Origin of the sequence: Corynebacterium sp. p3-SID1056, assembly GCF_025152525.1 — a bacterium.
Lineage (GTDB): Bacteria > Actinomycetota > Actinomycetes > Mycobacteriales > Mycobacteriaceae > Corynebacterium.
In genome coordinates this window covers 99,179-119,627 of sequence record NZ_JALXXL010000005.1, presented here as the reverse complement: position 1 = coordinate 119,627, position 20,449 = coordinate 99,179, and the positions used below count along the sequence as shown (strand labels likewise).

Sequence of the window (20,449 nt, the reverse complement as noted above, 5' to 3'; positions counted from 1 at the left end):
GTTAGTGTAGCCCGCGGCCCGCGCGCCACCGATACCACAGCCACGCGGCCACGCACATCAGCGCGAAGTAGCACGCCGCGGCCAGGTAGATGGTCGCAACAGTCCCCGGCGGCAGGGCAAGGCCGCGGGGCAGCACCAGGAAGCTAAACACAGCGCAGTAGGTGGCGACGCTGGCCCGGAAGAAGAAGCGGTTTGCCCACGCCGCGAGCGGCAAGATTCCCCAGAGTGGGTACCAGGGGTGCACAACCGGAAAGAGCAGCACCAGCACCAGCGTTGCCACCCCGAGCCCCCCGACGGGATGGATGGATCCGCGGTAGGTCGCCCACAACATACGCACCAGAAATGCGCCAGCGACAATCAGCCCGGCCCCGCGTGTGATGGTCAGGATCGCGTCAGTATGGTCGCCGAGTTGCAGAAGCATCGCGAGGCGCCCGCTGAGCACGCCGATATCGGTGGTGACTGACAGCCAGCTGCGTATCGACGCCGCCCCGCCCTGCCCGGTGACCCAACCGAGGCCAATTCCGGTGGCCAGGGACACTGCCGCCACGGTCAATACCAGGGCCAATGCCTGGATGAGTGCCGCAGCGCTGATCGCGCGTATCGACGCCCGCGTGCCTGTGCCCTTGGCCCAGAGTCTGGCAAGTGCCATCCCGGTGAACCCGAGCGCAATGAAGCCGGTGACCTTCACCATCCCACCGCAGGTCAGCAGCGCGCTCGAAGCGAGAAACAGTGCCCAGCCACGTGGATCGCGAGCGCGCTGTGCGAGCTTGTCGACGCCGCGTAGACCGAGCTCCATGCCGACCAAGAGAAAGCCGAGCATCACCGCTTCGTTATGGATTCCGCCGATAAGGTGCAACATGGCTAGAGGGTTCAGCACACCGAGCCACAGCGCGGTAGCCCCGTGGACACCGCAACGCTTCGCCAATTCGCGAATGCCCCAGGCAGCCGAAATGACGCCCAGGAATGACACCGCTCGGTGGGCGAGTACGCCGAAATAGATGGAGTCTTGGGTGAGCCAGGAGATTGCCGCCGCAACACCAAGCGCCACCGGGCCATAGGGGCTAGGGGAGTGCGCCCAGATGAAGGGGACCGAGCGCGCGAGGTCGTTGTCTGTGCCCAGGATTTCCACAGGGCCTGCGGCGTAGGGGTCGAGCCCCTGGCGCACGATCGAGCCGTGTGCCAGGTACGAGTAGATGTCTTGGGTGAACAAGGGGGCAGTGAGGAAAAGTGGTGTCGCCCACACGATGAAGGTCCGAAAGATTACTCGGGAACTGATCCGTGAATGCTTCGTGCCCGCGCCGACGAAGGGGCCCATCAGTAGCCAGGCCACCACGAGGCAGCCAACGCCAATGAGCACTACCGCGGAAGACGTTTGCATCATCCTGCCCATCAGCGCACCGCCGGGCAGGTTGAACCACGGGTTATCTACCACCGGTAGTGCGCCACCACCGAGCCCGCCCAAGCCCATGAGCAGCGTGCCGAGCGCGCCGAGCCAGCGCAGCAGGGCGAAACGGTTGAGCTCGATGGCTGAAGCTGCAACACCCGCGTCCGAGAGATCAGCGCGGTGCAAAAGCGCCGAACGTGAACCGGCCGTGCCCAGACGCGGCAACGCCTCGATGAGCCCGGGCGAAAACACGGTTCGGGCTGGGCTGCGCGCGCCGTGGTCGTGGTCAGCGGTGTGCGGTGGTCTCACAATCTATGCATTCTAGGGGTGTTGTCCATGCCGGTGTGAGTAGCCGATGACACGCCGGGGACCCCACGCAGCAGAAATAATTTGGAAACACTAGTGTTGTGTAAAGGCGAAAGGAACGTCCTTTTGCACGCGAGCAACGTGGAAGTGTTGCGTGGTGCAACGAAGCGCACTGCGGAGCGCGACCTTGAAGGAAGCTGAGGTGAAGCAATGACCGAGCAGCACCGAGCGGTGGGCGCAGATACCCGCGGCGATGTGATGCGTGCACTGTTAACGCTTGGCCCGGTGACCGCCACTGACATCGCCGAGCAACTAGGCCTTTCTGCCGCAGGTGTGCGCCGCCACCTCGACAAACTTCGTGGAGACGACCTGGCTGAGACGTGCCATCCGCGCGCCGTCGCTGGGGAGGAAGCGACGCGGGGCCGCCCCGCAAAGTATTTCCGGCTCACCGAACGTGGTCGGCGTTCATTTGGCACGCATTATGACGGTCTGGCCGTCGACGCCGTGGAGATGATTAAAAAGCTTGGGGGAGACAGCGCAGTGCGCGAGTTCGCCCGGGCACGGATTGAGAAGGTCCTCGCTGAGGCGGACACCGCTGAAGGCGCTGGTGCAGCTGGCGCAGAGGCGGTTTCCCGGGAGGAGGCGACCAAGGCGACCGTGCATGCGATCGCCGAGGTGCTGGATCGGCACGGTTATGCCGCCACGGTGAGCTCCGTGGGCAATGGCGTGCAGCTCTGCCAGCACCACTGCCCAGTTTCGGACGTCGCTTCGGCGCATCCTGAGATTTGCGAGGCGGAGCACGAAGCCATTTCGGCGCTCGTGGGCACGCATGTGCAACCCTTGGCGTTGATCGCCGACGGCGATGGCATCTGCACGACGAATATTCCTCTCGCCGCTACCGCTACGGCGGCGAGAACTCATACTGAAAGGAGCGGAGATAATGACGAAAGCTAACCCCGCACCCGGTCTCGAAACACCGATGAACGATGAACAGATCATTGATTCCATCGGCGCGTACAGCTACGGCTGGCACGACTCCGATGTCGCCGGCGCTTCCGCGCGCCGCGGTTTAAACGAGGATGTCGTCCGCGACATCTCGGGGATTAAGAACGAGCCTGAGTGGATGCTCAACCAGCGTCTCAAGGCGCACGAAATCTTTAAGAAGAAGCCGTTGCCAACGTGGGGCGCAGACCTCTCTGACATCGACTTCGACAACATTAAGTACTACGTCCGTTCCACTGAGGAGCAGGCGGCTTCCTGGGACGACCTTCCCGAGGACATTAAAGACACCTACGACAAGCTCGGTATCCCCGAGGCGGAGAAGCAGCGCCTGGTCGCTGGCGTCGCCGCGCAGTACGAGTCCGAGGTGGTCTACCACCAGATCCGCGAGGATTTGGAGGAAAAGGGCGTGATCTTCGTCGACACCGACACCGCGCTGCGCGAGCACGAAGAGCTGTTTAAAGAGCACTTCGGCACCGTCATTCCGGCTGGCGACAACAAGTTCTCCGCGTTGAACTCGGCCGTGTGGTCTGGCGGCTCCTTCATTTACGTGCCGCCGGGGGTCCACGTCGACATTCCGCTGCAGGCGTACTTCCGCATTAACACCGAGAACATGGGCCAGTTTGAGCGCACCTTGATCATCGTGGACGAGGACGCTTACGTGCACTACGTCGAGGGCTGCACCGCGCCGATCTACAAGTCGGATTCGCTGCACTCCGCGGTGGTGGAGATCATTGTGAAGAAGGGCGGCCGTTGCCGCTACACCACCATCCAGAACTGGTCCAACAACGTCTACAACCTCGTGACCAAGCGCGCTAAGGCCGAAGAGGGCGCAACCATGGAGTGGGTCGATGGCAACATTGGCTCGAAGGTGACCATGAAGTACCCGGCTGTGTGGATGACCGGCGAGCACGCACGCGGAGAGGTGCTCTCCGTTGCCTTCGCTGGCGAGGGTCAGTTCCAGGACACCGGCGCGAAAATGACGCACATGGCGCCGCATACTTCTTCCTCGGTGGTGTCGAAGTCCGTGGCGCGCGGTGGTGGCCGTTCGGCGTACCGCGGCTTGATCCAGGTCAACGCGAACGCGCACCACTCGCAGTCGAACGTCGAGTGTGACGCGCTGCTTGTGGACGACATCTCCCGCTCCGACACGTACCCGTACAACGACATCCGTAACGACCGAGTCACCCTCGGCCACGAGGCGAAGGTGTCCAAGGTCTCCGAGCAGCAGCTGTTCTACCTCATGAGCCGCGGCATTCCGGAGGAGGAAGCCATGGCCATGATCGTGCGCGGCTTCGTCGAGCCCATTGCGAAGGAGCTGCCGATGGAGTACGCCCTGGAACTCAACCGTCTCATCGAGCTGCAAATGGAAGGATCGGTGGGCTAAACCCAATGACCGTTTCTGTTGATCCCGTACAAAACGCCACCCCGCACAACAACAAGGGTGACCTCTTCCAGTCGTTTACCGTCGAGGATTTCCCCGTCCCCGCTGGCCGCGACGAGGTGTGGCGCTTTATCTCCCTGCGCCGCATCCGCGGCCTGCACAACGGCACGTTCGCAGCAGCCGCGAAGGCGCAAATCACTGTCGACGCGCCGGATGCCGTGCGCGTCGAAGAGGTGCCGATTACCGACGAGCGTTTGAAGGTCGCCGGCGGCGCAGTCGATCGCGTCTCCGCGCAGGCGTGGTCTTCGGCTGAGACCGGCATCATCGTGCACCTGCCGGCGGATACCGAGCTTGAGCAGGACATCACCATTACCGTCACGGGTGCCGGCGAGGACGTCACCACCTTTGGCAACATCCTGATCGAGTCTGGCACCCACGCGAAGGGCAACGTGGTGCTGCGCTACGCAGGTTCCGGCACGCACGCGGACAACGTCAACTGGCACCTCGGCGAGGGCTCGACGGTGCATGCTGTCGTCGACGCCGAATGGAATGAAGACACCGTCCACATCGGCCAACAGTCGATTCTGCTCGAGCGAGACGCGACGCTGCGCCACTACGTTGCGGCCTTTGGCGGCGAGGTCGTGCGCATCACGCCGCGCGTGAAATTCGCTGCACCGGGCGGCGATGCAGAGCTCAGCGGCGTCTACTTCGCAGATCCAGGCCAGTACATTGAAAACCGCATGCTGGTGGATCACTCGGTGCCGAATTGCCGCTCTAACGTGCTGTACAAGGGCGCGCTGCAGGGCGATAAGCAGTCTCAACTGCCGGAAGCGCGCACCTGCTGGGTCGGCGACGTCCTCATTCGCGCCGAGGCAAAGGGCACTGACACCTACGAGACGAACCGCAACCTCGTGCTTACCGACGGCGCACGTGCAGACGCTATCCCGAACCTGGAGATTGAAACGGGCGAAATCGCCGGTGCGGGCCACGCTGCCACGGTTGGTCGTTTCGATGACGAGCAGCTGTTCTACCTGCGTTCCCGCGGCATTCCTGAGGATGAGGCTACACGCCTGATCATCCGCGGATTCTTTAACGAAGTGCTGAACCAGATTCCGGTTGAGCAGGTCCGCGAGGAACTCATCGCCCGCGTCGTTGGCGAGCTGGAGCGTTCCAACAACTAGCAGGATGCGGTGCTCGCCCGGGGATCGGGCGAGCACCACCCTGGACTGAAAAAGCTGCTCAAGAAATTCACAAAAGAAAGAAAGCGGATACGCAACATGTCGAAGCTTGAAATTAAAAACCTGCACGCGAACGTCCTGCCCACCGAAGAGGGGCAGGAGCCGAAGCCGATTCTCAAGGGCGTCAACCTGACGATTAACGCGGGCGAGACGCACGCGATTATGGGCCCGAATGGCTCCGGTAAGTCCACGCTCGCGTACACGTTGGCGGGCCACCCCAAGTACGAGGTGACCGAGGGCGAAGTGCTCCTCGACGGTGAGAACATCCTCGATATGGAGATCGACGAGCGCGCTCGCGCGGGCCTGTTCCTGGCCATGCAGTACCCGGTCGAGGTTCCGGGCGTGTCTTCCTCTAACTTCATGCGCTCCGCGGTGACCGCGGTGCGCGGCGAAGCCCCGAAGTTGCGCGAGTGGGTCGCAGAGCTCAACGAGGCTCGCGAGTCGCTGCAGATGGACGCCTCCTTCTCGGAGCGCTCGGTCAACGAGGGCTTCTCCGGCGGTGAGAAGAAGCGCCACGAGGTGATGCAGCTGGCCCTGATGAAGCCGAAGTTCGCCGTCATGGACGAGACCGACTCCGGCCTCGACGTCGATGCGCTGCGGATTGTCTCCGAAGGCATCAACAAGTACCAGCAGGAGACCAATGGCGGCGTGCTGATGATTACGCACTACAAGCGCATCCTTAACTACGTGCAGCCGGAGTTCGTCCACGTCTTCGCCAACGGCAAGATCGTGCAGACTGGCGACGCTTCGCTGGCTGACCAGCTCGAGGCAGAAGGCTACGAGAAGTTCATCTAATGGGTTACGTCAACGACAACGGAACACTCAACGTGGAGGCAATTCGCGCGGAGTTTCCGATCCTGTCGCGCACCGTAAGGGACGGCAAGCCGCTCGTCTACCTCGACTCTGGTGCGACGTCACAGCGACCGGAACGCGTGTGGAACGCCGAGCGCGACTTTGTGCTGCACACCTTCGCGCCCGTGCACCGTGGCTCGTACCAGCTTGCTGAGGAAGCCACCGACGCCTATGAGCAGGCTCGCGAGGCAATTGCTCAATTTGTTGGTGCTGCAGGCCACGAGATTGCGTTCACCAAAAACGCGACCGAGGGTCTCAACCTCGTTGCCTACGTGCTTGGGGACGATCGCGCCGGCGAGTATCAGGTAGGCGAGGGCGACACGATCGTCGTGACCGAACTCGAGCATCACGCGAACCTGGTGCCCTGGCAGGAGCTGGCCCGGCGCACCGGGGCCACCTTGAAGTGGTACAAGATGACGCCAGACGGGCGCATCGACCTCGATTCGCTCCAGCTGGACGAGACCGTCAAGGTCGTCGCGTTCACCCACCAATCGAACGTCACGGGTGCAGTGGCAGACGTCGAAGAAATGGTGCGCCGCGCGAAAGCGGTCGGCGCGCTTACCGTCCTCGACGCGTGCCAGTCGGTACCGCACATGCCGGTCGACCTGCACGCGCTCGACGTGGACTTTGCGGCCTTCTCGGGCCACAAGATGTGCGGCCCCTCTGGGGTTGGCGCCGTCTACGGCAAGGGCGACATTCTCGACGCGCTGCCGCCGTTTTTGACCGGCGGTTCCATGATCGAGATCGTGAAGATGGAGGGGTCGACGTACGCACCAGCCCCGCAGCGCTTCGAGGCAGGTACGCAGATGACCAGCCAGGTCGTCGGCCTCGGTGCGGCGGTCGAATTCTTGAACGAGGTCGGCATGGAACGTATCCAGGCCCACGAGCAGGAGCTCACCGCCTACGCGCTCGAGCAGATGCAGCAGATCGAGGGCTTGGAGATCGCCGGTCCGCTGACCGCAGAGAACCGAGGTGGCGCGATCGCCTTTACCGTGGATGGGGTACACCCGCACGATCTTGGTCAGGTCCTCGATTCTGAGGGTGTGGCAATCCGCACGGGCCACCACTGCGCGTGGCCGGCGCACCGCGGGCTTGCTGTGCAGGCGACCTCGCGCGCCAGCTTCTACCTCTACAACACCAAGGAAGAGGTAGATGCGCTGGTGGCAGCCATTGCAAAGGCGAAGGAGTTTTTCGCACGATGAATCTTCAATCGATGTACCAGGAAGTCATCCTGGACCACTACAAAAACCCGCAGTACGCAGGGCTTCGCGAGCCGTACGAGGCGGAAGTCCACCACGTCAATCCCTCCTGCGGCGACGAGTTGACGCTGCGCGTCCACCTGTCCGAGGACGGGAAGACCGTTGAGGATGTCTCCTATGAGGCGCAGGGCTGCTCGATCTCGCAGGCGTCGACAAGCGTGATGGCCGAAGAAATCAAAGGCCTCCCGCTTACCCAGGCGATGGAGAAGCTCGGCGCATTCGAGGAGATGATTACCTCGCGCGGCACGGTGGAGGGCGACCCGGAGAAGATCGGCGACGGTGTCGCCTTCGGCGGGGTCGCGAAGTTCCCCGCCCGCGTGAAGTGCGCGCTGCTCGGGTGGAAGGCCTTCGAGGCTGCGACCCAGGAAGCCCTGGAGAAAAAGGAGAACTAACCATGTCTGAAGACAACGTCAACGACACCGCTGGCGCTGCCGCAGGCGGTGCACAGGAGCGCGAGAGCACCTCGAACTTCGAGGGTGGCGGCGAACGCCCGCCGCAGACCGAGGAACAGATCAAGCTCGCTGCAGACGCAGAGGAGTTCCTGCACGACGTCATTGACCCCGAGCTGGGGATCAACGTCGTCGATCTGGGGCTTGTCTACGATCTGTGGATCGAAGAGCGCGAGGACACAACAATCGCGGTCATCAACATGACGCTGACCTCGCCCGCGTGCCCGCTGACCGATGTCCTCGAGGCGCAGGCACACGAGGCAGTGGTGACCAACACGGCTATCGACGACATCGTCCTGAACTGGGTGTGGATGCCACCGTGGGGCCCGCACATGATCACAGAAGAGGGGCGCGAGCAGCTGCGCGCGCTCGGCTTCGCGGTTTAGCGCTGCCCGACTTCAATGCCCCGCTGATGGAAATAGCCCATCAGCGGGGCTTGCGGTTTTTATAGAGTGATTTCGGTTTGGTGGCGCTTGCTACAGTGTTCCCGTGATTGTCACCAATGATCTTGAAGTCCGCGTCGGCGCGCGCACGCTGCTCAACGCCCCCGGCCAACACCTGCGCGTCCAGCCGGGCGACCGCATCGGCCTCGTAGGGCGCAACGGTGCTGGTAAGACGACGACTATGCGCATCCTTGCTGGCGAGACAGAGCCTTATGGTGGTTCCGTAACCCGCTCGGGAGAAGTGGGCTACCTACCGCAGGACTCCAAGGAAGGCGACATTGAGCAGACTGCCCGCGCCCGCGTGCTGTCCGCGCGTGGGCTCGACCAGATCCAGCGCTCCATGGCCAAGCAACAAGCCATCATGGAAGCAACCGACGGTGCGGAGCGCGACAAAGCGATCGCGAAGTTTTCTCGTCTCGAGGAACGCTACCAGGCGCTCGGCGGCTACGAGGCGAACGCGGAAGCGGCCCAGATTTGCGACAATCTCGGCCTCCCCGGCCGCGTGCTTGACCAGCCGCTGAAGACGCTGTCCGGCGGCCAGCGGCGCCGCGTCGAGCTCGCGCAGATTCTCTTTGCTTCCCGGCAAGGCTCGGGCAAGTCGCAAACCACCCTGCTTCTCGACGAGCCCACCAACCACCTAGACGCCGACTCGATTAGCTGGCTCCGCAGCTTTTTGTCCAAGCATGAAGGCGGGCTGATCATGATCTCGCACGATGTCGAGCTTCTCGACGCGGTGTGCAACAAGATTTGGTTCCTTGATGCTGTCCGCGCCGAGGCTGACGTGTACAACATGGGCTTTGCCAAGTACAAGGACGCTCGTGCCCTCGACGAAGCGCGCCGCCGCCGCGAACGCGCGAACGCGGAAAAGAAAGCCTCCGCGCTGAAGAAGCAGGCCGCGAAGCTCGGGGCGAAAGCGACGAAGGCCGCCGCAGCAAAGCAGATGCTGGCACGCGCGGACCGGATGATGGGCGAGCTTGATGAGGTTCGCGTGGCGGACAAGTTCGCCTCGATCAAGTTCCCCGAGCCCGCACCCTGCGGTAAGACCCCGCTTTACGGTAAGGGCTTGACCAAGATGTACGGCTCGCTCGAGGTGTTCGCGGGCGTCGACCTGGCCATCGACAAGGGCTCCCGCGTCGTCGTACTCGGTACCAATGGTGCCGGCAAGACGACACTGCTCAAGTTGCTCGCCGGTGTCGAGCGCACCGACGGCGAAGGCGGCCTGGTCAACGGTCACGGGCTGCGCATCGGCTACTTTGCGCAGGAGCACGACACCATCGACGGCGATAAAACCGTGTGGGAAAACACCATCGAGGCGTGCCCGGACGCCGGGCAACAGGACCTGCGCGGGCTCCTCGGAGCGTTCATGTTCTCCGGCGACAAACTCGAACAACCCGCCGGCACGCTCTCCGGCGGCGAGAAAACCAGGCTCGCGCTCGCCACTCTCGTCTCTTCACGCGCGAACGTGCTGCTTCTCGACGAGCCCACGAACAACCTCGACCCCCAATCCCGTGAGCAAGTGCTTGACGCCTTGAAGACCTACACCGGTGCTGTGGTGTTGGTCACGCACGACCCGGGGGCGGTGCGCGCCCTTGAGCCGGAGCGCGTGATCATCATGCCTGAAGGCGATGAGGACCTGTGGAGCGACGAATATATGGAAATCGTAGAATTGGCATAACATTTGCTGTGGAATAGCATGAACTCATGCTTTCTTCTGTTCGTCGGCTGTGCGCTACCGTCATCGCCGCTAGTCTTGTTGTTTCTTCCGTAGGCGCTCCGGTGGCGGGGGCGGAGTCGTCGATAAGAGAGGGCCTTGAGGTCAACCAAGGGTGGAAGTTTGGCACCCTGCTAGGCGAGTGCACGATCGGCTACAACGACCCGGTCAAGCGCATCAGCTACACGGCTGCACACTGCGCAGAGGGCGTGGATCGAGTCTTTCTGCTGAACCGCTCCGGCAAGAGCCCGCAAAAGCCGATCCACGCCGGCACGATTGAAATGGCCCCGGGGTACGATCCGAAGACGAACACGAACGACTGGGCAATCATCCGTTGGAAAGACGGCGTGACCATCAACCCGAATACGTATGACCGCGACGGCATCGTGCCAGTCAGCAAGCTTCGCAAGGGGCAGACAGTCTGCTTCCACGGGCATACGAGCCACGGCTCAGCTGGCAATGCCGACTGCGGCAAGCTGATCGCCGTACTGGGCAATAAGGTCCTCGTGGAGACTGTCGAGCGCGCGAAGCACGGCGACTCCGGTGGCCCCGTCTATCTGCCCGGCGGTGGGCTGGTCGGTGTGTTATCCAGCAGTTTTCAATTTGAAGACCCCAATGGAAATATGCGCTACCTGATGACCGCTAACGCGCCGAAGGACGGCCGCATTGTCTCTCAGGCCGAAACAGCGCAGGCAGTCAACCGCTATTACGGCACGAACGTCGGTCTGCGTGAGCACCCTATCGAGCCAGGCAGCTCGTTTATTGAGGGGTTGGCTGACGCTGGATCGAGCGACGCGGAAGGCGCCGCGATCGCCATCGTCGTAATCGGGGTACTGCTTTCCGGACTGGTCATCGGAGACGTGCTCAGGAATGCGCTCCTTTAGCGCGGCGACGTAGACTGAGCGTATGAACATCAACGAAATGCTGAAGATTCTCCGCGACGCCTGGAATGGTATGTCGAAAGACCAGAAGGCCATTGTCGGTATCCTGACGGCGCTGGATACGGCTGGTAAGGCACTGGCGTTGCGCGACCTGGCCCGTGCGAAAGACAGCAAGTTGCGCGGCCCCAAGTGGCTGTGGACGCCGGTCATCGGCGCAGTCAATACCTTCGGCTGGGCGGCCTACTTCCTGATCGGGAAGAAGCGCTAGGCCGATCCAGCTTCCCGTCGTGTCCCGGCGTAGTAGTGGATCCTCGTGACTGGCTGCGGGCGCGCCTTTTGCCACGGGTAGCGATCGCCGGTGGCGTCTATTGCCTCGCTGAGTTCGACGAGGGTGTCGGTGCCACCGGAGCCGCCAACTGTCAGCGTGCCCTCACCGAGAACAACCTCGGAAGCAAAGGTGCGATGGTGTCGTTGCGCCCGCACGTGCGAGGCAGGGATCTGCACAAATACGAGCCTGCCGCGGCGCAGTACCGTCTCATCCTCGGCTACGTAGCTGGGCCGGATGCGCTCACTCGCGATGAGCGAGGCGACGTAGACCACGCCCCAAATGGAGAGCAACAACGCGACGAGGCGTACCGTGCCCGCAGGCAGAAGCAGGTGGACCACCACCATTTCAATGCACAAGACGGCGATTACACTCGCGAGCATTTGCAGTCGTCCCGGAGGGTGGGGAAGTGGCACCGCTCCGTCAGGGACAAGTTGGTAGCCCCGTATCCACCGAAACAGGTCTCGGTAGAGCGCAAGCTCGTAGCGGGCGAGCCGGAAGCCCGGATGCTTCTGGATCAGTGAGAGGATCCTACCCATCGCGGTCCTCCGCCAATGCCTGCAGCACGACCTGCTGCGCTCCCTTCGCCGGCACATCGTGCACACCAAGTGGGACGTTGCCAGGCTGCAAGGTAGGCACAATTCCGCGGAGCAGCCCATGAGAAACCAGATCGCGAAAGCGTGAGGCGATGGGGGTAGCGTCGCTGTCCGTTGGCCCCATCTTTCCGAGCTTCTCCCACAGCTTGGCGGCCGTACGTGCCGCCTCCACACATTCAGGATCAGCGAGGTTCATGCGCAGCTGCTCCCACGTGGCGTGGGTGGCAACCCCGGTCAGCGCCATGAGGTCCCACGCGTCCAGTTCTCGATGCAGCGCCTCTGGGGATTCGAAGACATTACGCAGTGCTTCGCGGATATCCTCCGGCGTGCCCGAGGGGTGCGCGGCAAGCATGGCCAGTCGCGCGCGTTGGCGCTTCAGGTGCGCGATGCGGGTATCGAGCTGCGCGAGGGCGCGCTGGACCGCTTCACTCGTATTCTCGGCTGCGGCGTCGGCGACGGGCACGCCGGCGTCGATAAGCGCGCGAGCCCGCACGACTGCCGCAAGATCGCTGATCGAATACTCGCGGTAGTTGCCACTGGTACGGGCGGGCTCGGCAACTGCACCGCTTTCGTGCAGGTGGCGGACGGAGCGCACCGAGCAGCCGGCGGCCGCCGCGACATCTGAAATCTTCACATGATAAACCTAAACCCTCACATAATGTGAGGGTCAAGGGAAGCGTGGCTTAGTTTCTAAAGCCGTGCACCGGAGCCGGGATAAAGCCGCCGCGCTGGATCATCTCCGCGCTGCTGCGAGTGTTGACCGGGATCACCGGCGCATACCCGAGCAACCCGCCGAAGTTGACCTCATCGCCCGGTTTCGTGCCGGGGACCGGGATGAGGCGCGCCGCGGTGGTCTTATGGTTCATGATGCCGATTGCGGCCTCGTCGGCGATCATGCCCGAAATCGTCTCTGCGGGCGTGTCACCCGGGATCGCGATCATGTCGAACCCGACGGAGCAGATCGAGGTCATGGCCTCGAGCTTGTCCATGCTAATCGAGCCGGAGCGCACCGCATCGATCATGCCCTGGTCCTCGGAGACCGGGATGAAAGAGCCGGACAAACCGCCGACGCGGGAGCAGGCCATCATGCCGCCCTTCTTTACCGCGTCGTTGAGCAGCGCCAGTGCCGCGGTGGTGCCGTGGGTCCCGACCTGCTCGAGGCCGATGCGCTCGAGAATGTGCGCCACGGAGTCGCCGACTTCCGCGGTGGGGGCGAGCGAGAGGTCGACGATACCGAACGGCACGCCGAGCCGCTCGGCAGCCATGCTGCCGACGAGCTGACCGGCGCGGGTGATCTTGAATGCGGCCTTCTTGATCTCCTCGGCGATCTCGTTTAAGGAGGCACCCGAGAGCGGGGTGATTGCGTTATCCACGACACCCGGGCCAGAGACGCCGACGGAAATGACGGTATCGGGCTCCTCGATGCCGTGAAACGCGCCGGCCATGAACGGGTTGTCACCGACTGCGTTGGCAAAGACGACAAGCTTTGCGCAAGCTATCGAGGACTCGTCCTTGGTCAGCTCGGCGGCTTCTTTGACCACCTCACCCATGCGCGCGACGGCGTCCATGTTGATGCCTGCGCGTGACGTGCCAACGTTGACGGAGCCGCACACCGCCTGGGTGGTACTCAGCGCCTCGGGAATGGAATCGATCAGCCTCCGGTCCGAGGAGGTTTCGCCCTTTTCCACGAGCGCCGAGTATCCACCAACGAAGTTGACGCCCAGCTCAGACGCAGCCTTATCCAGAGCGCGTGCGATGTCCACGGGGTTGCCATCGACACCCGCCGCGACAAGCGAGACAGGGGAGACGGAAATGCGCTTGTTCACGATCGGGATGCCCAGCTCCCGCTCAATGCCTTCGCACACTTCCACCAGTCGAGCGGCCCGGGTGGTGACCCGGTCGTAGACGGCCTGGCAGGTCGCCTCCATAGACGATCGGGTGCAGCCGATCAGCGAGATACCCATGGTCACGGTACGGATATCCAGGCGGTAGTCCTCGATCATCCGAATGACGTCGAGGATGTGGCCCGATTTGAAGTCGAAATCTGTTGCCATCGTCGTGTGTACCCCTAGACCTCGTTCATCGCGGTGAAGAGATCTTCGGACTGGATTCGCACGATGACCCCGAGCGTGTCGCCGACGGCCGCGAGGTGCGTCTGCAGTTCGCCCATGTCAGGGGTGTCGTCTGGGAGGGCGACGCGCATCACCATGGTGAAGTAGTTGTCCATCAGGGTCTGGGATACGTCGAGGATGTTGAGGTTGCGTTCCGCGGCGGCACCTGCGACAGCGGCGATGATGCCGACGCGGTCCGGGCCGGTAGTCGTAATGATTGCGTGCATAGTGCTTCATCTTAGTGCGGGGTTGGGGAATAGCGCGCAGCCGGGAGCCGCACGGCGATTTCAGCGTTTTCGTTACGGTGGGTGCCATGACTCACTCTTGTGATGCAACAGACACAGCAATTGAAACCACGTTGAGCGCTCGCGCCGAGCGCACAGGAAAGGTGCTCGTCATTGGCGCAGGCGGCAACGTGAGCCGCCACTCGGTGCCGTGGTTGGCTCAGCAGGGCCACGACGTCACGGGGCTTGTGCGCAACCCGGCGCACGTCGAGCGCATCGAGCAGGCCGGTGCGCGCGCCTTGGTGCAAGACATCACCGAACTCTCGGTCGCGCAGTGGGCCGAGCTCTTAGGACAGTACGACGTCGTGGTGTGGTCCGCGGGCGCGGGTGGTGGTTCTGCCGAGCGGACCTACGCGGTCGATCGGGACGCGGCGCTGCGTGTCGTTGAAGCCCTCGAGCAACTCGAGGTCAGCCCCCGCTTCCTCATGGTGTCCTATGCGGGTGCGCGCTTCGCCACAGCGGAAGATGACGGCGGGTCCTGGTATGCCTACGTCGAAGCCAAGAAGGCAGTGGATTTGCAGTTGATGGAAAGCGACCTGCCCCAGGTCATCCTTGGGCCCGGAATGCTTGTCGACGGCCCCGTGCCCGGCTTCGCACCCATCTCCGCCGACCGCGACGATGCCGGACACCCGCAGACTTCTCGCGAACTCGTAGCGGAGGTCATCGTGGAGCTTGTCGGCCGCGAGGACATCTCCGGGGTGCCGAACCCCTTTGAGTTCCAGAACGGTAGCGTTCCGGTGCGCGACTTGGGCCGCTAAGCCTCACACACGCGGCGCGTGGGCAGGGCTGCGTTTAAAGCAATACTGCGCAAAGTTCCGCAAGATTGCGTTTGCCCACGCCACATCATGGTTCGGTAGGTCGGCCACGATACGGGCGTATTGGGCCGCGGGGAAATACCCGTAGTCGTAGAAGAAATCCATGCGCGTGTGCATCGCTTCCGCATCCATCTCTGCGTGGAACTGGGTGGCCCACACCTGCTCTCCGTAGCGCACGATTTGGACCGGGCAGCTCGGCCCGGTCGCGAGCACGGTAAGTGCAGCGGGCAAGCTGTCTTCGTCCGGGTTCTCGGTGTGACCGGTCAGTGCGGTAAAACGCGCCGCGGAGCCCTGTAAGAGGGGATCGCTGTGCGCGGCGTCGCTGAGCATGACCTCGGTGGGGCCTGAGTCCTCGGGGTGTGAGTGGCCGACGGTGCCGCCGAGGTGGTCGACAAGCCACGAAAAGCCGAAGCAAACGAAGAAGACGGGGAGCCCCGAGTCCACCACGCCAGCGAGCACCTCGTGAATGTGGCGCTGCCACGGCGAGTATTCCGCATTGCTAATGTTCAGCGAGCTACCGCCAACGATGATGCCGCTCACGTTATCGAGCGAACCGACCTCCTCGTCGAGCTTGTCGAGGATCTGCAGTTCGACGTCAACCTCGCTTAAGCCTGTGGCCTTGAGTACGTCGTGGTATTCGGCACGTGCGACCTCATAGGCGAGCTCGCCTTGGCGCAAGGAGAGGAAAAGCAGCTTGGACATAGCGGCAATTCTATACCGCTTAGTCTATTTTGTACTAAACGGGCTCCGTACAGACTGCTCGACCAGCGAGAGCATCGCTTCGAGCCGTTCGACTGGCTCACCGGCGGCCAGCTTGACCACGAAGCCTTCGAAAACCGTCTCCAGGTAGGTTTGCACCACGTCGGTAGACACGTCTTCGCGTGTTGCCTGATTGGACACGATGCGCTCGTGGACAGCTTTGTCTAGCACCTCTTGGTGGGCGCGCCACCGCTTCTCAAACTCCGGGTCGGTGCGCAGCTTGCGCACGATTTCTGCGCGGGTGACGAACCAGTCGTTCTTCTCCCGGTGGTGCAGCATGTCGCGCATCACCTCAACGAGCCCCTGGTTGCTCACGACCTCGGCCTGGCGCTTCGCGTCTTCGCTTGCGATGGCAAGGAAGAGCGCCTCCTTGTCTGCAAAGTGGTGGAAGATCGCACCGCGCGTTTTTCCGGTGGCCTGTTCGAGCTTGGCCACGGTGGCACCCTCGAAGCCGTAATGGGCGAAGCACAGGCGTGCGGAGTCGATGATTTCCTGCCGACGACGAGTCAGTTCGCTCTCGCTGACGATGGGCATACGCAGTGCGATCCTTCCTGTGTGAGTTGGGGCGCGGGTAAAGCAAAAGAAGAGGGGTGCTCGGGCTGAAACCCGAGCTACCCCTCCTACAGGGTCAAGGTCTTAGTTCTTGACCATCTGGCGCAGCACGTACTGCAGAATGCCGCCGTGGCGGAAGTACTCTGCCTCACCAGGGGTGTCGACGCGAACAACGGCGTCGAACTCGACCTTTTCGCCATTCTCCTTCGTCGCTGCGACGTGGACCGTCTCCGGGATCGTGTCGCCGTCGTTGAAGGCGGTGATGCCGGTCAGCTCGAAGGTCTCGGTGCCGTCGAGGCCCAGCGAGCCATGGGACTCGCCCTCCGGGAACTGCAGCGGCAACACGCCCATGCCGATGAGGTTCGAACGGTGGATACGCTCGAAGGACTCAGCGATCACGGCCTTCACGCCGAGCAGGTTGGTGCCCTTTGCAGCCCAGTCACGCGAGGAGCCGGTGCCGTACTCCTTGCCAGCGATGACTACGAGCGGGATGTTCTTCTCCGCGTAGTTCATCGCAGCGTCGTAGATGTAGGCCTGCGGTGCGCCCTCCTGGGTGAAGTCGCGGGTGTAGCCACCCTGCTCATCAACCAGCTCGTTGCGCAGGCGGATGTTGGCGAAAGTACCGCGGACCATGACCTCGTGGTTACCACGACGGGAACCGAAGGAGTTGTAGTCGTGGCGTGCCACGCCGTGCTCGTCCAGGTAGTTGGCCGCCGGGGTGCCCGGCTTGATGGAAGAAGCAGGGGAGATGTGGTCGGTGGTCACGGAGTCGCCGAGCTTGGCAAGTACGCGTGCGCCGGCGATGTCCTCGACTGCCTCCGGCTCCTCGGGCATGCCGTCGAAGTACGGCGCCTTGCGGATGTAGGTGGAATCCTCGTTCCAGTCGAAGGTCTTGCCCTGGGGGATGTCCAGGTTCTGCCACTGCTCGTCGCCCTTGAAGACGTCTGCGTAGTCAGCCTCGTACATCTCGCGGGAGATGATGCCGGAGATGGTGCTCTCGATCTCCTCGGTGGACGGCCAAACGTCCTTGAGGAAGACGTCGTTGCCATCGGCGTCCTGGCCGAGCGGCTGGGCGTCGAAATCGAAGTCCATGGTGCCCGCGATGGAGTATGCGATAACCAGCAGCGGGGAGGCCAGGTAGTTCATCTTCACGTCGGGGGAGATGCGGCCTTCAAAGTTACGGTTACCGGAGAGCACTGCGGTGGCGGTCAGGTCGTACTCGTTGATCGCCTCGGAGACCTCGTTCGGCAGCGGGCCGGAGTTACCGATGCAGGATGCACAGCCGAAACCGGTGAGGTAGAAGCCGACGGCCTCGAGGTCCTTCCACAGGTTGCCGCGCTCGTAGTAGCCGTCGACGACCTGGGAGCCCGGTGCCATGATGGTCTTGACCCACGGCTTGGCGTGCAGGCCCTTCTCAGCGGCCTTGCGGGCCAGCAGTGCGGCACCAACCATGACCGATGGGTTCGAGGTGTTGGTGCACGACGTGATAGCAGCGATGGCAACCATGCCGTGGTCGAGGGTGTACTCGCCACCCTGCGGGGATTCGACGATGACCGGCTTGGAAGCACGGCCCTCAGCACCTGCTGCTGCGGACTCGCCGTTGCCCGGCCAGGACTGGTTGTAGTCCACGGTCTCGGCCTTCTCGGCGCGCACCGGCTCGGAGGTCTCGTTGCCGGCGGTGTTGTAGTCCGGCAGCTGCTTGCGGAAGGTTTCCTTCGCATCGGCGAGCAGGATACGGTCCTGCGGGCGCTTCGGGCCAGCGATAGACGGAACGACGGTGGACAGGTCCAGCTCGAGGTACTCGGAGTACTCGGCCTCTTCTGCGTCCTGCTCCAGCCACATGCCCTGTGCCTTGGCGTATGCCTCGACACGGTCGATGTCCTCCTGGCTGCGGCCAGTCAGGTGCAGGTAGTTGATGGTCTCCTCGTCGATCGGGAAGATCGCACAAGTGGAGCCGAACTCCGGGCTCATGTTGCCGATGGTGGCGCGGTTTGCCAGCGGGATCTGCTTGACGCCGTTGCCGTAGAACTCGACGAACTTCTGCACAACGCCGTGCTCGCGCAGCATTTCCGTGATGGTGAGCACCACGTCAGTTGCGGTCACGCCGACCGGGATTTCACCGGTGAGCTTGAAGCCAACAACGCGGGGGATGAGCATGGACACCGGCTGGCCGAGCATCGCTGCCTCGGCCTCGATGCCGCCGACGCCCCAGCCCAGGATGCCCAGGCCGTTTTCCATCGTGGTGTGCGAGTCGGTACCGATGCAGGTATCCGGGTAGGCCAGGCCCTCGTTGTCGAAGACGACGCGGGAGAGGTACTCGATGTTGACCTGGTGGACAATGCCGGTTCCCGGCGGGACGACGCGGAAGTTGGAGAAGTTTTCAGCACCCCAGCGCAGGAACTGGTAACGCTCCTCGTTGCGCTGGTATTCAATCTCGACGTTCTTGTCCAGTGCAGCGGTGGAGCCGAAGGCCTCAATAATCACGGAGTGATCAATGACCATCTCTGCCGGGTTCAGCGGATTGACCTGGTCCGGGCTGCCGCCGAGGTCGCTGACTGCCTCACGCATGGTGGCGAGGTCGACCACACAGGGCACACCGGTGAAGTCCTGCATGAGGACGCGGGCCGGGGTGAACTGGATCTCGATCGACGGCTCGGCCGACGGATCCCAGTTGGCGATTGCCTTGATGTGGTCTTCGGTGACGTTCTTGCCGTCCTCGGTGCGAAGGAGGTTCTCGCCCAGCACCTTGAGGGAGTAGGGCAGCTTCTTCATGCCGTCGACGGCATCGAGTGCGAAGTAGTCGTAAGACTTGTCGCCGACCTCGAGCGTCTTTTTAGCGTTGAAGGAGTTCTTGCTTTCAGCCACAGTGAGCTCCATTTCTCGTCGTTATCCAAATCTGGGAACTATGACACGTGATGGTCAACCTTCAATAGTATGCGACCTCTCACGGTTCCGTGCCCATAATAACAGTACGTACGTTATGTTTATGTAGGCGCGCTGCAAGTGTCCGTGATACAAGCAAGGTGGGTACGCCTCACTACGCTGCGAGCGGACATGTATTCCCACTAGACGGGGGTGATTGCCGGAATCATCCGCCGGAGTATGCCATTTGGGACGTGCGCGATCTCACCCCCATTTGCGTGGATTGTCTCGGCGTGGGGCGCACGTCGGCAGCTGTCCAGGCGGATACACTGCTGATGTGTTGCGCCCAAAAGGTCACGGGGCTGCGGCGTGCGATGCCGAAATGCAAAGGAGCGTCCGATGATTCCATCCGAGATAGACATGGCCGACCTCGAGGGGCAGCTTGCAGCCGACGGTATCGCTTTTGGTACAGAAAACCCCGTCAACGCGCCGCTCGAGGCTGCCATGCGCGACGCGCTCAATGTGGCACCTACTGACGAGCTGGGCACAACGGGACTAGTTGTCTTAGAGCAAACCCCGGCGCATGTGCCGGACCTGCGCGATGTAGCCCAAGATCTTCTCATTGCTAGCGGGTATGACACCGTCATCGTGAGAACACCGCACGTCGCCTTAGCGGTGAGTGACACGCTCGACCGGGCATCTATCGACGCGGGCCAACGCGCGATGATTGCGCAACCCGATTACCCTCAAGGCCTCGTTGACTTCGCCGAAGCGGCGGCCGACTTTGACGTGCCATGGTTGCTACTCGCCCTCTTTGGGGCACTCATCGTCGGCGGGGTAGTTGCCACCACCTGGCGGCGTGCCCGTCAGCCCGTGTAGGTCAATCTGCATGAAGTAGTGTCGCGCCGTTCCGCCCTTGACGCGAGGGCGGGGCAGCGCTTCTTTGTGCGCGCGTTACACAATGTGTGCAAGATCACACCCTTGGGGGCGGCGGAGAAATGTGCAGCGTGTGGCCATTTTGGTTCATGGGAAAAGCCTTGACTGCTGTGAATTGAGATAAAGATTGTGCAACAGGATGATTACGTGTCGTATGGTCTCCATGTCGGCTCGTGAGTCGTTACTGCACTCAATCGTCTCGTACTCACCTGCTGCAACGCGCTAGTCACGCGATGCAGTGTCGGATAATTCGGGCATGTGGGGAAGCACGCCAAGGATGAACCGGGGAACGAGCGGTGGGAG

The 20,449-nt window shown here is 62.5% G+C and carries 20 protein-coding genes; 12 read left to right on the top strand and 8 right to left on the bottom strand.

What is annotated here, in order from left to right; genetic code table 11:
* Position 1: 1 nt before the first annotated feature.
* A complete protein-coding gene (mptB, locus tag M3G14_RS06080; RefSeq protein ID WP_259925602.1) occupies positions 2-1,636 on the bottom strand; it encodes a polyprenol phosphomannose-dependent alpha 1,6 mannosyltransferase MptB in 1,635 nt (544 codons plus the stop codon).
* A gap of 264 nt (positions 1,637-1,900) precedes the next feature.
* On the opposite strand from mptB, the gene M3G14_RS06075 reads away from it, so the two are divergent.
* The 10 genes from M3G14_RS06075 to M3G14_RS06030 all read left to right on the top strand — a co-directional run bounded on the left by M3G14_RS06075 (position 1,901) and on the right by M3G14_RS06030 (position 11,174).
* Positions 1,901-2,644 (top strand): metalloregulator ArsR/SmtB family transcription factor, encoded by a 744-nt coding sequence (locus M3G14_RS06075; protein WP_259925493.1) that lies wholly within the window; start codon positions 1,901-1,903, stop codon positions 2,642-2,644.
* On the top strand, positions 2,631-4,076 hold the full coding sequence (sufB, locus tag M3G14_RS06070; protein ID WP_259925491.1) for a Fe-S cluster assembly protein SufB: 1,446 nt from the start codon (positions 2,631-2,633) through the stop codon (positions 4,074-4,076). Before M3G14_RS06075 ends, sufB begins: the two co-directional genes overlap by 14 nt.
* Before the next feature lie 5 nt (positions 4,077-4,081).
* Positions 4,082-5,254, top strand: coding sequence for a Fe-S cluster assembly protein SufD (gene sufD, locus M3G14_RS06065; protein WP_259925490.1), 1,173 nt, complete (start codon positions 4,082-4,084; stop codon positions 5,252-5,254).
* A 96-nt stretch (positions 5,255-5,350) separates the two neighbouring features.
* Entirely contained in the window at positions 5,351-6,106 is a 756-nt protein-coding gene (sufC, locus tag M3G14_RS06060; RefSeq protein ID WP_259925489.1) for a Fe-S cluster assembly ATPase SufC, read from the top strand.
* On the top strand, positions 6,106-7,365 hold the full coding sequence (locus M3G14_RS06055; RefSeq protein WP_259925487.1) for a cysteine desulfurase: 1,260 nt from the start codon (positions 6,106-6,108) through the stop codon (positions 7,363-7,365). The genes sufC and M3G14_RS06055 overlap by 1 nt, the downstream gene beginning before the upstream one ends.
* On the top strand, positions 7,362-7,814 hold the full coding sequence (gene sufU, locus M3G14_RS06050; RefSeq protein WP_259925486.1) for a Fe-S cluster assembly sulfur transfer protein SufU: 453 nt from the start codon (positions 7,362-7,364) through the stop codon (positions 7,812-7,814). The genes M3G14_RS06055 and sufU overlap by 4 nt, the downstream gene beginning before the upstream one ends.
* A gap of 2 nt (positions 7,815-7,816) precedes the next feature.
* On the top strand, positions 7,817-8,257 hold the full coding sequence (locus M3G14_RS06045) for a metal-sulfur cluster assembly factor (protein ID WP_259925483.1): 441 nt from the start codon (positions 7,817-7,819) through the stop codon (positions 8,255-8,257).
* Between the two features lie 103 nt (positions 8,258-8,360).
* Positions 8,361-9,989: an ABC-F family ATP-binding cassette domain-containing protein gene (locus M3G14_RS06040; protein WP_259925481.1), complete on the top strand. Its 1,629-nt coding sequence runs from the start codon at positions 8,361-8,363 to the stop codon at positions 9,987-9,989.
* 26 nt (positions 9,990-10,015) lie between these two features.
* Positions 10,016-10,909 carry a S1 family peptidase gene (locus M3G14_RS06035; protein ID WP_259925479.1) on the top strand — a complete coding sequence of 298 codons (894 nt, stop codon included), beginning with the start codon at positions 10,016-10,018 and terminating at the stop codon, positions 10,907-10,909.
* Between the two features lie 22 nt (positions 10,910-10,931).
* Entirely contained in the window at positions 10,932-11,174 is a 243-nt protein-coding gene (locus M3G14_RS06030) for a PLDc N-terminal domain-containing protein (protein ID WP_259925478.1), read from the top strand.
* Here M3G14_RS06030 and M3G14_RS06025 read toward each other — a convergent pair.
* From M3G14_RS06025 to M3G14_RS06010, 4 genes are all read right to left on the bottom strand, one after another.
* Positions 11,171-11,614 carry a hypothetical protein gene (locus M3G14_RS06025; protein ID WP_259925477.1) on the bottom strand — a complete coding sequence of 148 codons (444 nt, stop codon included), beginning with the start codon at positions 11,612-11,614 and terminating at the stop codon, positions 11,171-11,173. The genes M3G14_RS06030 and M3G14_RS06025 overlap by 4 nt on opposite strands.
* A 148-nt stretch (positions 11,615-11,762) precedes the next feature.
* Positions 11,763-12,461: a MerR family transcriptional regulator gene (locus M3G14_RS06020; RefSeq protein WP_259925474.1), complete on the bottom strand. Its 699-nt coding sequence runs from the start codon at positions 12,459-12,461 to the stop codon at positions 11,763-11,765.
* A gap of 49 nt (positions 12,462-12,510) precedes the next feature.
* A complete protein-coding gene (locus M3G14_RS06015) occupies positions 12,511-13,881 on the bottom strand; it encodes a PFL family protein (protein WP_259925473.1) in 1,371 nt (456 codons plus the stop codon).
* Between the two features lie 14 nt (positions 13,882-13,895).
* Positions 13,896-14,165 carry an ACT domain-containing protein gene (locus M3G14_RS06010; protein ID WP_259925470.1) on the bottom strand — a complete coding sequence of 90 codons (270 nt, stop codon included), beginning with the start codon at positions 14,163-14,165 and terminating at the stop codon, positions 13,896-13,898.
* 86 nt (positions 14,166-14,251) lie between these two features.
* Here M3G14_RS06010 and M3G14_RS06005 point away from each other — a divergent pair, with 86 nt between their 5' ends.
* Entirely contained in the window at positions 14,252-14,980 is a 729-nt protein-coding gene (locus tag M3G14_RS06005) for an NAD(P)H-binding protein (RefSeq protein WP_259925468.1), read from the top strand.
* Positions 14,981-14,983: 3 nt separating this feature from the next.
* Here M3G14_RS06005 and M3G14_RS06000 read toward each other — a convergent pair whose 3' ends face one another.
* The 3 genes from M3G14_RS06000 to acnA form a co-directional block, all read right to left on the bottom strand.
* A complete protein-coding gene (locus tag M3G14_RS06000) occupies positions 14,984-15,739 on the bottom strand; it encodes a glutamine amidotransferase-related protein (protein ID WP_259925466.1) in 756 nt (251 codons plus the stop codon).
* Between the two features lie 24 nt (positions 15,740-15,763).
* On the bottom strand, positions 15,764-16,330 hold the full coding sequence (locus M3G14_RS05995) for a TetR/AcrR family transcriptional regulator (protein ID WP_259925464.1): 567 nt from the start codon (positions 16,328-16,330) through the stop codon (positions 15,764-15,766).
* A gap of 102 nt (positions 16,331-16,432) precedes the next feature.
* Complete coding sequence (acnA, locus tag M3G14_RS05990) at positions 16,433-19,213, bottom strand: aconitate hydratase AcnA (RefSeq protein ID WP_259925462.1); 2,781 nt, start codon at positions 19,211-19,213, stop codon at positions 16,433-16,435.
* Positions 19,214-19,609: 396 nt separating this feature from the next.
* Between acnA and M3G14_RS05985 the strand changes: the two genes are divergently transcribed.
* A complete protein-coding gene (locus M3G14_RS05985; protein WP_259925460.1) occupies positions 19,610-20,089 on the top strand; it encodes a DUF6676 family protein in 480 nt (159 codons plus the stop codon).
* Positions 20,090-20,449 lie beyond the last annotated feature (360 nt).